The sequence below is a fragment of the Williamsia sp. z34 genome (assembly GCF_059553395.1).
In genome coordinates this window covers 460121-472122 of sequence record NZ_JCANWW010000004.1, presented here as the reverse complement: position 1 = coordinate 472122, position 12002 = coordinate 460121, and the positions used below count along the sequence as shown (strand labels likewise).

The 12002-nt window shown below is 64.0% G+C and carries 13 protein-coding genes; 10 read left to right on the top strand and 3 right to left on the bottom strand.

From position 1 onward, the window contains the following. Positions 1–9 precede the first annotated feature (9 nt). From AC51GT_RS13270 to ccsB, 4 genes are read left to right on the top strand one after another with little or no spacing between them, the layout of a single operon-like run. Entirely contained in the window at positions 10–654 is a 645-nt protein-coding gene (locus AC51GT_RS13270; RefSeq protein WP_496323013.1) for a TlpA family protein disulfide reductase, read from the top strand. Further along, positions 651–1469, top strand: a complete 819-nt coding sequence (locus tag AC51GT_RS13265; protein WP_496329051.1) for a cytochrome c biogenesis CcdA family protein — start codon at positions 651–653, stop codon at positions 1467–1469. Before AC51GT_RS13270 ends, AC51GT_RS13265 begins: the two co-directional genes overlap by 4 nt. Continuing rightward, positions 1466–3175: a cytochrome c biogenesis protein ResB gene (resB, locus tag AC51GT_RS13260; protein WP_496329050.1), complete on the top strand. Its 1710-nt coding sequence runs from the start codon at positions 1466–1468 to the stop codon at positions 3173–3175. Before AC51GT_RS13265 ends, resB begins: the two co-directional genes overlap by 4 nt. Positions 3176–3195: 20 nt before the next feature. Further along, positions 3196–4176 (top strand): c-type cytochrome biogenesis protein CcsB, encoded by a 981-nt coding sequence (gene ccsB, locus AC51GT_RS13255; RefSeq protein ID WP_496323016.1) that lies wholly within the window; start codon positions 3196–3198, stop codon positions 4174–4176. Between the two features lie 123 nt (positions 4177–4299). Here ccsB and AC51GT_RS13250 read toward each other — a convergent pair whose 3' ends face one another. The 3 genes from AC51GT_RS13250 to AC51GT_RS13240 all read right to left on the bottom strand — a co-directional run bounded on the left by AC51GT_RS13250 (position 4300) and on the right by AC51GT_RS13240 (position 5624). Continuing rightward, positions 4300–4722 (bottom strand): helix-turn-helix domain-containing protein, encoded by a 423-nt coding sequence (locus tag AC51GT_RS13250; RefSeq protein WP_496323017.1) that lies wholly within the window; start codon positions 4720–4722, stop codon positions 4300–4302. A gap of 249 nt (positions 4723–4971) precedes the next feature. Next, positions 4972–5214: a hypothetical protein gene (locus AC51GT_RS13245; protein WP_496323018.1), complete on the bottom strand. Its 243-nt coding sequence runs from the start codon at positions 5212–5214 to the stop codon at positions 4972–4974. Positions 5215–5357: 143 nt separating this feature from the next. Continuing rightward, positions 5358–5624 (bottom strand): BldC family transcriptional regulator, encoded by a 267-nt coding sequence (locus AC51GT_RS13240; RefSeq protein WP_496323019.1) that lies wholly within the window; start codon positions 5622–5624, stop codon positions 5358–5360. Between the two features lie 214 nt (positions 5625–5838). Here AC51GT_RS13240 and AC51GT_RS13235 point away from each other — a divergent pair, with 214 nt between their 5' ends. From AC51GT_RS13235 to AC51GT_RS13210, 6 genes are all read left to right on the top strand, one after another. Further along, positions 5839–6213, top strand: a complete 375-nt coding sequence (locus tag AC51GT_RS13235) for a DUF4229 domain-containing protein (protein ID WP_496323020.1) — start codon at positions 5839–5841, stop codon at positions 6211–6213. A 6-nt stretch (positions 6214–6219) separates the two neighbouring features. Further along, positions 6220–7368 carry an L-cysteine desulfhydrase Cds1 gene (cds1, locus tag AC51GT_RS13230; RefSeq protein ID WP_496329049.1) on the top strand — a complete coding sequence of 383 codons (1149 nt, stop codon included), beginning with the start codon at positions 6220–6222 and terminating at the stop codon, positions 7366–7368. A gap of 31 nt (positions 7369–7399) precedes the next feature. Next, positions 7400–8083 carry an ABC transporter ATP-binding protein gene (locus tag AC51GT_RS13225; RefSeq protein ID WP_496329104.1) on the top strand — a complete coding sequence of 228 codons (684 nt, stop codon included), beginning with the start codon at positions 7400–7402 and terminating at the stop codon, positions 8081–8083. After that, a complete protein-coding gene (locus AC51GT_RS13220; RefSeq protein ID WP_496329048.1) occupies positions 8080–10614 on the top strand; it encodes an ABC transporter permease in 2535 nt (844 codons plus the stop codon). The genes AC51GT_RS13225 and AC51GT_RS13220 overlap by 4 nt, the downstream gene beginning before the upstream one ends. 142 nt (positions 10615–10756) lie before the next feature. Then, on the top strand, positions 10757–11632 hold the full coding sequence (locus AC51GT_RS13215; RefSeq protein WP_496329047.1) for an endonuclease domain-containing protein: 876 nt from the start codon (positions 10757–10759) through the stop codon (positions 11630–11632). Positions 11633–11714: 82 nt separating this feature from the next. Continuing rightward, positions 11715–11969: a helix-turn-helix domain-containing protein gene (locus AC51GT_RS13210; RefSeq protein ID WP_496329046.1), complete on the top strand. Its 255-nt coding sequence runs from the start codon at positions 11715–11717 to the stop codon at positions 11967–11969. Positions 11970–12002: the final 33 nt, after the last annotated feature.

The window sequence follows — 12002 nt, the reverse complement described above, 5'->3', positions numbered from 1 at the left end:
GACACAGTGATGGAGCCAGGCCCTGAGCGTAGGAGGACCCGCATACTGGCGCCGCTGGGTTGGCGGCTGGTCACGTTGTGCATCCTCGGAATCGCGACGTTGCTGGTGATCGCCGGCTGCGGCACCGGCGACGACGCCGTGGCGCAAGGCGAGAACTTCGAATTCGTCTCTCCCGGTGGCAAAACCGTGATCTTCTACGATCCGCCGGCCGAACGTGGCAAGGTCTCGAACCTCACCGGACCGGACCTGCTGTCCGACGACAAGACCCTCAGTCTCTCCGATTTCGAGAATCAGGTCGTGGTCATCAACGTGTGGGGTTCGTGGTGCGGCCCGTGCCGCGGCGAGGCGACCGCCCTCGAAGAGGTCTACGAGAACACCAAGGATTCGGGTGTTGCGTTCTTGGGCATCGACTTTCGTGACCGCAAGGATTCGGCCCGCGACTTCGTCGTCGATCGCGCGGTGACGTACCCGTCGATCTACGACTACGACGGACGCACCCTGTCGAAGCTGACCACCCCGACCTCGGTGGTCCCGACCACACTGGTGCTCGATCGTCAGCATCGCGCCGCGGCGGTGTTCCTCAAAGCCGTCACCGCGGACGAACTGCAACCTGTCGTCGAGCGGATCGCCGCTGAAACATCTGATACCGCATGACTTTTGTAGCCCAGAGTTCAAGCCACCTCGCCGGAGTCGGTGACACCTTCGCGGACACCGTGTCGAGCGGTCCGCTGTTGCTGGCACTGGGGGCATGCATGCTCGCCGGGCTGGTCTCGTTCGCCTCGCCCTGTGTGGTGCCCCTGGTTCCGGGCTATCTGTCGTACCTGGCCGGATTGGTCGGTGCCGAGGCCCCGGCGATGAGCGATGCGGAGTCGAAGAAGGCCGGACGACTGCGGGTCACCGGGGCCGCTTTGCTGTTTGTGCTCGGATTCACAATCGTTTTCGTGCTCGCCACGGCCTCTGTGTTCGGGATCACGAGCGCCTTCGTGGTCAACCGTGAACTACTGCAACGCGTCGGCGGTGTGATCACGATCATCATGGGTCTGGTGTTCATCGGACTCATCCCCATCCTGCAGCGCGACGCCAGGTTCCATCCGCGACTGGTATCGAACCTGGTCGGAGCCCCTTTGCTGGGTGCGGTCTTCGCGCTCGGCTGGACGCCCTGCCTCGGCCCGACACTGGCCGCGGTCATCACCACCGCCAGCGGTACCGAGGGCGCGACCGCAGCCCGAGGTGTGACGCTCATCGTCTTCTACTGCCTCGGTTTGGGCCTGCCGTTCATCCTTCTGGCCTTCGGTTCGGCCTGGGCTTTGCGGGCGGTCGGCTGGATGCGCACAAACGCTCGAGCCATCCAGATCTTCGGAGGTGTACTACTGGTTGTCGTGGGCGTGGCGCTGGTGACCGGACTGTGGGATCAATTCATCGTTTGGGTTCGGGACATGTTCGTCTCCGACACGGTGCTCCCGATATGACCGCCACCGAGACCCGAACCCCGCCGCCCGTACCGAAGGCCGGCCCGCTCAAGCGCTACCTGCTGTGGCCGGCGCGGAACACCTGGCGTTCGCTGACCTCGATGCGGACCGCCCTGGCCTTGCTCTTCCTGCTGGCCCTGGCCGCGGTACCCGGAGCGCTCCTGCCGCAGCGGTCGCTGAATGAGTTCAAGACCGAGGAGTACATCGCCGATCACGGCTTCATCGGTGAGTTCTTCGACAAGATCCAGATGTACGAGGTCTTCTCGAGCATCTGGTTCACCGCCATCTACGTGCTGCTGTTCATCTCGCTCGTCGGCTGTCTGACGCCTCGCATGATCGAACACGCCAAGGCGCTGCGGGCCCGTCCGGTCCCGGCCCCACGCAACCTCGGCCGGTTGCCCCGGCACGAGAGCCATGAGGTCGACGGCACTCCCGACGCGCTCGCGTCGAAGATCAACTCCGGTCTGCGCGGATGGCGCAAGACCACCCGCACCGTCGAGCGCAAAGAAGCCGACGGGTCGGTGGTGACCGTCGTCGAGGTCTCGGCCGAGAAGGGATACCTGCGCGAAGGCGGCAACCTCCTGTTCCACTTCGCGCTGCTGGCACTGCTGGTCGCGATCGCGGCGGGCAAGATGTTCGGTTACGAGGGCACCCGCATCCTGGTCGCCGACGGCCAGGAAGGTCTCTGCAACACCTCGACCGCGGTCTACGACTCCTTCCGCGCGGGCAACATGGTCGACGGCACCAACCTCAACGAGTTCTGCCTGCAGGTGGAATCGTTCGACGCGGACTTCTTGCCGAGCGGGCAACCCGAGATGTACAGCGCCGACCTCAAGTACCAGGTCGGCAGTGACATCGACAGCGACCAGTGGAAATCCAGCGAGGTCAGGGTCAACCATCCGCTGCGGATCGCGGGCGACCGGATCTATCTGCTCGGCAATGGTTTCGCCCCCACTTTCACGGTCACGTTCCCCGGTGGTGAGACCCGCACACAGACGGTTCCGTTCCGGCCGGACGAGCTGCAGACGATGATGTCGAGTGGCGTGGCCCGCTTCGACACCCCGGCCGGGCTCTACCCCAACGAGGACGAGCGTCGGAAGAACCAGATCGCGATCGAAGGACTGTTCGCGCCGACGGCCACCTTCCACGGCGGCCTGATGACCTCGAGCTTCCCGCTGCCGGAGGCTCCCGCGGTCGCCATCGACATCTACAAGGGCGACACCGGGCTCGACACCGGACGACCACAGAACGTCTTCACCCTCGATGTGAACCTGATCAACCAGGGACGTCTGCTCAAGCAGGAACGGGTCAACCTCAACATGGGCGAATCGACGACGCTGCAGGACGGCACGACCGTGCAGTTCGAAGGTTTCCAGCGCTGGGTCTCGTTGCAGGTCTCACACGATCCCGCCCAGAATTGGGTGCTGGTCTCCGCCATCGCGATGCTCGTCGGCCTGCTGGTCTCCCTGCTGATCAAGCGGCGCCGGGTGTGGGCGCGGATCACACCCTTGACCGGGCCGCCGGGTGATGGCACCTCTACGGCGGATGTGCGACGCTCTGTAGTAGAAATGGCCGGTCTGGCGCGCACGGATCAGGCTGGTTGGGGCGAGGGCTTTTCCGACATGGTCGCCGATCTGTTGGGCATCGACCCCGATGCGAACAAGAACAAGCCTGGTGGCAGAGAACAAGGTGGACGCAAAAAATGAATGCTGGGAAAAGGTGACTGATGAACGTCGATGAGACACTTTCTCGGTTTTCCGACCTGACGTATGGCACGGCGCTGACCGTGTACGTCCTGGCGATGGTCATGTTCCTGGCTTCGCTGGCCACCAAGAACAAGACCGTCGAGAAGTCGAACGAGCTCGTCGCCGCGGGGGTGTCGGGTGGTTCGCCGCTGGTCGGCGCCGACGATGTGCGTACGCCCGGCAAGCTCCAGACCACAGAGAAGGCACCGCTGGGGGACCGGCTGGCCAAGATGGCCTACGGCGTGGTCCTCCTGGCGACCGCGCTGCAGATCGCCTCGATCGTGTTGCGCGGCGTCGCGACCGGCCGGGCGCCCTGGGGCAACATGTACGAGTTCGTCTCCATCACCTGCGCCACCGGCATGGTCGCGGCGCTGGTGGTGCTGCGTAAGCGTGAGTACCGTCCGCTGCTCGGATTCGTGTTGCTGCCGGTCGTCATCCTGCTGTTCGTCGCAGGCACGTATCTCTACACCAACGCCGCACCCGTGGTCCCGGCGCTCAAGTCGTACTGGCTGGCCGTCCACGTCTCGATCGTCGCACTCGGATCCGGCGTCTTCCTGGTCTCGGGTGTCGCGAGCATCCTGTACCTGCTGAAGCTGAAGTATCCCGAACCGAGCGACCGGTTCTGGGGTCGGATTCTGCAACGTGTGCCGTCGGCCCAGACGCTGGATCGGCTCGCCTACAAGACGGTTGTGTTCGCATTCCCACTGTTCGGCCTCGGCGTCATCTGTGGCGCGATCTGGGCCGAAGCCGCCTGGGGCCGGTTCTGGGGATGGGACCCCAAGGAGACCGTCTCGTTCATCGCCTGGGTGATCTACGCGGCGTACCTACATGCCCGCGCCACCGCCGGTTGGCGGAACACGGCGGCGGCCTGGATCAACATCGCCGGTTTCGTGGCAATGCTGTTCAACCTGTTCATCATCAACTTGGTGGTCTCGGGCCTGCACTCCTACGCCGGGCTCTGACACCACGCCAAAAGGCGCCCTGACCTTCGGGTCCGGGCGCCTTTTGGCGTATCAGGGGTGTGTCATCGGCGCGCACACATCGGCGCCGACGACGGGGCAGATCAAGGGCTTCTCCGACGTAGGTCAGCTCACGCGGTCGTTCTGCTGCTTCTTGACGACCTTCAGGAGTTCGATCACGACATCGATCGTGTCGGTGGAGATGGCCTCGTGACGGAAGGCCGCCAGGTGCGCTCCGGTCTCGGCGGCCATCTGCACATATTCACGTTGCTGTTCGACACGTTTGAGATCTTCATCCGGGTCCGTCAAGAAATACGTGACGCTGATTTCGAATGCCCGGGAAATTGCCTCGACGGTTCGAAACGACGGAGTTTTGGCCTTGCCGGTCCGCAACTGGGAGATATACGCGTCGCTCAAGGTGTAGCCGAGTTGGTTGGCCTTGAGGGCAATCTTCTTGCCCGTGTAGGGGATTCCATTCTCGTCGCGCACAGTGCTGAACAATTCGTTCAGGTGGTCGGCGAATGTTTTTCCATCGTGTACAGCAGCCACTTATCTAACTCCCAGACCTCTGATTGGACCGCAGCAGTGTGAAGCGGTCGAACTAGAGCGTGACTCTACCTTTAAAGTTCGCAAAAGGGGTACCGAGTAGCGGGCGACTTCCGGCAATTTGCGCACGTTAATTTCGGACTTAGTCCGGCAAATGCGAAAGCGCAATTGGATTTTAATTCTTGGACAATAGGCCAAAAAAACTTGGACAGTTGTTCAGTGTTTCTTGAACCCCAGCCGGGATCGCCGGCGTCAATCGGTGGGGTTGGGTCGTTCGTCACCGTCGGACTTGAACTTCGGGTTCTTGTCGCGGGCCTTGCGCTCCAGGTCGTTCAGGAAATCGAGATCGTCGTCCGGGCCGACCGGTCCGCGCTTCATCTGCCGCCGTGGAACCGGTGGCCCGCTGGATTCTGCGCCGGCTGCGTCCGGGCCGAAGGCGCGCCAGGCGAGGTAGGTCAGTGCCAGCAAGCCGATGATGGCAAGTAGGTAGATCATTTCGGCACCTCCAAGAATCAAAGCCGTTGACGCCAGGCTACTGGAGGCGTCAGCGGGCGGTGCCGGCTGCGCCGAACAGCAGATCGAAAATCCCCAGACCGTCCGGGTGGGGGCCTGGGGATCTGTCGGAATCGGTCCGTTGGTCAGCTACCGGTCGCGGGGGTACGCCGATTGAGAAGTTCGACCACGTCTTCTTCCCGAAACCGCCGGTGGCCACCGGGTGTACGGATCGCCCCCAGTAGCCCCGAACTGGCCCAACGGGCGACGGTCTTGGGGTTGACGTTGAACATCGCGGCCACCTGGCCCGGAGTCAGCGTGTGCTGGCTGGCGGCCTGGGGTGAGAGAACCGGGCCGGGGTTGTTCAGAGCTGGGCTGGGTGTGTGTTGTCCGAGTGGGCCTGCAAACGTCATGGCTGCTCCTATCGAGTGGGCCGTCAACCGCATGCCGCGACTCAGGGTGGAGCTGTGGCACGGATTGTGTGCAGGTCTCCCACATGTCTCTGGAGGAGCCTACGAACACCATGGTTACACCGAAATGCCCAAGTATTCGAATAGTTAAGTGTTGGTAATGCGATTGCAAAGGTGCACGTGTCAGCCCTGCTCTTTGCGCAGTAAGGTCTAGGGCGTGAGCACGAATGAGCCCTCTGGAAACAATCGGTCCTCTGCAAAGAAGGACCGCACCCCTCCCGCCGTGGAACCGACGCCCGGTGCGGGACGGCGATTGGCGATCGACCTGGTGCTCTTCACCGGTGCCCGGATCGCCCTCGTCATCGCGCTGGCCGCCGGGATCTACCTGATCGGCCAGGCCGTGGGGATCGACGTCCCGATCCTGGTCGCCGCGTTCTTTGCGGTGATCATCGCGCTGCCGTTGGGAATGCTGCTGTTCAAGGGTCTGCGCGACCGCGTCAACGTCGGGATCGCGACGGTCGACGCCGGCCGCAAGGCGCAGCGCGAGAACCTGACGTCGCGGCTGCGTGGTGAAAACGGATCTGACACCTAAAAGATCATGGTGAACGGTGGCGGCGGGGCGCAGTGGACGCGTGAGGTCGACAGACGGGGTGATCGGCGGTGGGTCGACAACGCGATCCGGCTGATCGACGCCGATGCGACCCGGAGTGCCGATACCCATCTGTTGAGATTTCCGCTGCCGGCCTGGTCCCGGTGGGGCACCGGCGCCGGTGCCACCGGGATCTCGCTCTATCTGAAAGACGAGAGCACCCACATCACGGGTTCGCTCAAGCATCGTCTGGCACGGTCGTTGTTTCTCTATGCGCTCTGCAACGGCTGGATCACCGAGGGGACCACGGTCATCGAGGCCTCGTCGGGGTCGACGGCGGTGTCCGAGGCCTACTTCGCGCAGCTGATCGGTGTCCCGTTCATCGCGGTGATGCCCGCGACGACATCGCCGGCCAAGATCGGGCTGATCGAGCGGCAGGGTGGACTGTGCCATTTCGTGGAGCGGTCCGACGAGGTGTACGACGCCGCGCAGCAGCTGGCCGATCAGACCAACGGTCATTTCATCGACCAGTTCACGATGGCCGAACGCGCCACCGACTGGCGAGGCAACAACAACATCGCCGAATCGATCTTCAGCCAGCTGTCGCAGGAAGAGTTCCCCGTGCCGACCTGGGTGGTCGTGGGAGCCGGAACCGGCGGGACCTCGGCCACCATCGGCCGCTTCATCAGGTACCGGCGGCACCACACGTGGCTGTGTGTCGTCGACCCCGAGAACTCGGCGTTCTACCCCGCCTATCGCGACGGTAATCCGGACGCCCTGGCCGGACCGGTGCCGGGCTCACGCATCGAAGGGATCGGTCGTCCGCGGGTCGAACCGTCGTTCGTCTCACAGGTGATCGACCGGATGGTGTCGGTGCCCGATGAGGCGAGCATTGCCACCGCCCGGCGCGCCAGCGATGTTCTGGGCTGGCGGGTGGGTGGATCGACCGGCACCAACCTCTGGGGCGCCCTGCGTCTGGTCGCCGAGATGCGGCGGGAAGGGACGCCGGGCAGTGTCGTGACCCTGCTGTGCGACGGTGGGGACCGGTATTCCGGCACGTACTACAACGACGACTGGGTTGCCGGTGCCGGTCTGGATCTGACCCGCGCCGAAGCGACACTGGAGACGTTCTTCACGACGGGGGAGTGGATTGAGTGAGCAGGGCTCGGGACTGGGCGACATCCGGGAGATGGATGGACGGCCGATCGTGGAGGCGATCGACCTGGTGCGGGAGTATCAGATGGGCCAGGAGAAGGTCCGGGCGCTCGACGGTCTCAATCTGACCCTTCAGGCGCGTCAGTTCGTGTCCATCGTCGGGCCGTCGGGTGCGGGCAAGAGCACCTTGCTGCACGTCCTGGGGGCACTGGATGTCCCGGACTCCGGACAGATCATCGTCGACGGTCTCGACCTGGCGGGATTGTCCGAGGAAGAGCAGTCCGCATTCCGGCGCAACCGGGTCGGATTCATCTTCCAGTTCTTCAACCTCATCCCGACGATGTCGGCCTGGGAGAACGTCGCATTGCCGCGGCTGCTCGACGGCAAGTCTCTGCGGTCGGCCAAACCGGAGGCCATCGCGCTGCTCGATCGGGTCGGGCTCGGCGAACGTGCGAAGCACCGCCCGTCCGAGTTGTCCGGCGGGCAGATGCAGCGCGTCGCGATCGCGCGGTCGCTGATCATGAGCCCGCGGATCGTGCTGGCCGACGAGCCGACCGGAAACCTCGATTCGCAGACGGGTGAGTCGATCCTGGAGCTGCTCTCCGAGGTCGCCCGCGAGGGTGACGGCCGGTTGGTGGTGATGGTGACCCACGACAACAAGGCCGCAGCGCACGCCGATCGCACGATCACCGTGCGGGACGGGAAGATCCAGGAGTGAAGCCGTCGGCACTGTTCGGGGCGGTGCGCGCCGGCCTGACGCGGATCAGGCTTGTCAATCTTCGGGAACTACTCGGCCATCGCCTGCGGGTGACCACGTCGCTGCTGGTGGTCGTGGTTGCCTCGGCACTGTTGGTGGCGGTGTTGGGAACCTACGGGTCGTTGACGTCGTCGGTGCAGAAGCTCGGCGCGACCATTTCGGGATCCGCCGATCTGGAGATCGCCGGCATCGTCGACTCGGGTGTCGACGACGAACTGATGGGTGAGATCCGCCGCGATGCCCCGGCCGCGAAAAATGTTGTCCCGCTGATCAACAGCTCGATCTTTGTCGACGGCAAACGCACCACCGTGCTCGGCAGCGACAACAACATCGCCTCGATCCAGGGTGGTCTGCGTGATGCCGTGGCGTCGGCCACCGAGGGTGCTGATGTCACCGCGCTGATGTCGGGGATCAGCGTCGGCAAGGCAACCGGATTCCAGAAGGGCCAACAGGTTTCGATCAACGGTGTCGACACCACCGTGACGATGGTGATCGACGCGCCGGCGGCGAGGTCGATCAACAACGGCCAGTTCATCTTTGCCTACCTGGGGCTGGCGCAACAGCTGACCGGCCATGACGGTCGGGTCGATTCGATCCTGGTCACCAAGGAGTCGGGTTCGTCCACCGCTGCGCTGCGGGAGCAGTTGAACGACCTTGTCGATGGCCGTGCGGTGGTCGTCGATCCGGATTTCCGGGCCAAGCAGGCCGAGACCGCCGGTGCGGTGACCCGGGACTCGACGTTGCTGGTGTCCCTGATCTCACTGGTCATCGCCGGCTTCCTGGTGTTCAACACGATGAACATGGCGGTGGCGTCGAGGCGTTCGTCGATCGCGATGATCCGCGCCCTCGGTGGTCGTCGGGGTCCGCTGGTGGCCGATCTGATCGGTGAGGCCGCGCTCTTCGGACTGGTCGGGGGTCTGATCGGCGTCCCGGTCGGAATCCTGGCCGGGCGCTGGGCAATCGGGCAACTGCCCGACGTGTTGTCGTCGTATGGCGCCACCATCGAATTCGGCCTGCCGTCCTATGCCGCACCCGTTGCGGTCCTCGCCTGTGTCCTCGCCTGTGCCGGGGCCAGCATGCTGGCGGCACGGTCGGTGTTCACCGTGTCGCCGATCGAGGCGATGACCGGTGGCGCGGTGGCCGATCAGAAGGCCGGGACCGGTGTGGCCGCCAAGGTGTCCGCGGTGGTCGGCGTCATCCTGATGGTGATCGGCTGGGTGATGGCCAACGAGATCCAGAACCAAGGTGTTGCGTTCGCGGGCATCGTGGTCTGTGTCGGGATGTTGCTGATCTGCTACTCGCTCACCAAACCGCTTGTGGCGGGCGTGACCTGGCTGGCCGGCCGCCTCGGTGGTCCGGGCAAGCTCAGCGCCGTCAACACCGACCGGGCCCCCCGCCGGGCCTGGGCGACGCTGATGACCGTGGCAGTGGCGATCACCGTCGGTCTGTGTACGTCCGGTGTGATGAACAACCTGGTCTCCTCGATCTCCGGTTCGTTGGAAGGGTTGGGCGACACCGACTTCTACGTGTCGTCGCAGGAGAAGTCGACGATCCCCGATGGTCCGATCCTGGATCCGGCCGTGACCGCAGCGGTGGAGCAGGTCGATGGCGTCGAGAATGTGCTCGGCGGCCAGTGGGCGTCGGTGAACGTCGGTGAATCCCGGGTCATGTTGCAGGGGTTGGCCCCTGGGACGATCGCCCCGTTCATCCGCAAGGGTTCCCCGGAGGTCATCGAGGAGGTGTTGGCCGGCCGGGGCATCATCATGTCGCGCACGCTGGCCCGTAACCTCGATGTCGGGACCGGTGACACCGTCGAGATCGCGTCGCCGACGGGGTACCACTCGTTGCCGGTGTTGCAGCTCGTCGACTACGTGAGCATCAACTCCGGGACGGCGGCGATCTCCTACGACCTGTTGACGCAGTGGTTCAACCGGCCCGGCGACACCTATCTGCAGGTGACGCTGGAACCCGGTGTCGACCAAGAGCAGATCCGTCCGGAGCTCGAAGCCGCGGCCGCGGGCGCGTCCACCATGCCCGTGAACATCTACACCGGCCAAGAGGGCCTCGACGCCACGAAGGCCTCGGTGGAACAGTCCGGCGCGTTCGCCATCGCCATTCAGTGGATCGTGGCCGTGGTCGCGGCCATCGCGTTGCTGAACACGTTGTTGCTCTCGGTGATCGAACGCAAACGCGAGATCGGTGTCCTCCGGGCGATGGGTGCGTCGAGGAAGTTCGTCCGGCGGATGGTTCTTGCGGAAGCCGCTGCGGTGGCGGCGGTGGGGTCGCTGTTGGGTGTGGTGATGGGGACCGTCATGCACGTCATCGGCAACAAGATCCTGACCCAGACGACGTCGGTGCAGATCGAGTATTCGCCGCAGATCTTGATCGCCGGATATGTGGTTGTGGCCTTTGTCCTGTGCTTTGCGGGTTCGTTTTTCCCCGCCGCCCGCGCCGGTCGGATGAACATCAGCGAGTCCCTCCTCACCGAGTAACCCCGCCCCCCGATGATGTGCCCTTTTGGCGGGGCCCACCTGGGCTTTTGTTCGCCAAAAGGGCACACTTTCGGGTTCAGGGCTGTGGATAACTCGGTGGTGGAGTGCGCCTTCGGTCGGTCGGGGTGTGTTCGGTGTCGGTATGGGGGAATTACCAACCGGCCCGATGCGGGCGGAGAACTTACTTGCGGTGATGTCGCGGTATCAGCTGCGGGAGAACTACCGGCTCCTGTTTCGGGGCGTCTGGGTCCGAGGTGATCAGGTCGTCGACTTCACGATGCTGAGTTTCGCGGCGGGGCTCGCCTATCCCGGGGGCGACAAGGACGTGCCGGGCATTCTGTGCGGGTGGTCGGCGGCCGACCTGTGGGGGAACGTGTATCGGCCCGAAGACGCGCAGCCCGAGGTCATCGTGCCGATCAACGGACGTCAGTTCCGAGGGATCAAGGTGCGTCGGCTGCAGATCGACGAGGACGAATACACCGAGATCGACGGATCGTTGGTCACCACGCTGACGCGTACGGCAATTGATCTGGGACGCTTCAATTCCCGCGACGACGCCGTGGCCGCCCTGGATTCCCTGGCCCGTCGGCATCCGGGACTTCTCGAGGACGTCCGGCCGGCACTGCGGCGCTGGGAACGTCATTGGGGGATCGGCAAGGCGATCACCGCGTTCAAGCTGGTCGATCCGTTGTCGGAGTCGCCGTGGGAAACCCGCCTCAGACTCGTCTTCATCGACGAGGGTTTCCACGGGTTCGTTCTGCAACACCGGGTCATGGACGGCCGCTACCGACTCGACTCCGCCTGGCCGCATCTGTTGGTGGCGGTCGAATACGACGGTGAACACCATCGGGACCCGCATCAGCACGCCTTGGACCTGGAACGGTGGAACCGTCTGCGGGCTGCCGGATGGGTCGTCATCACGGTCACCGCGCAGAACATCAGAAGCGGACGGGATGAGTTCGTTGTCCAGCTTCGACGAGAACTCACCCTGCGCGGATGGGCCCCCAAACCCCGATGATGTGCCCTTTTGGCGGTGCCCACCTGGGGTTTTGTTCGCCAAAAGGGCACACTATCGGGGTAAGGGAGGCGGGTGTCAATAAATGTTGACAGCGCGATGTTGTCAGGGTAACTTGACAATCGTGCAAGACAACGAAGATGACATCACCACGGCAGTTGCAGATCGTGACCCGGCCAAAGGGTTGGCAGCGGTCAGGGCACTGCGTACGTTGGCCGATCGCCTCGAAGACGTACAGGTCGCCAATGCTCGGCAACAAGGCTGGAGCTGGCAAGCAATCGCCGACATCCTGCAGGTGAGCCGTCAAGCCGTGCACCAAAAGCATTCCCGCGGCGAATAGCCGCCGCATTCCACATCAGGAAGCGAGACAACA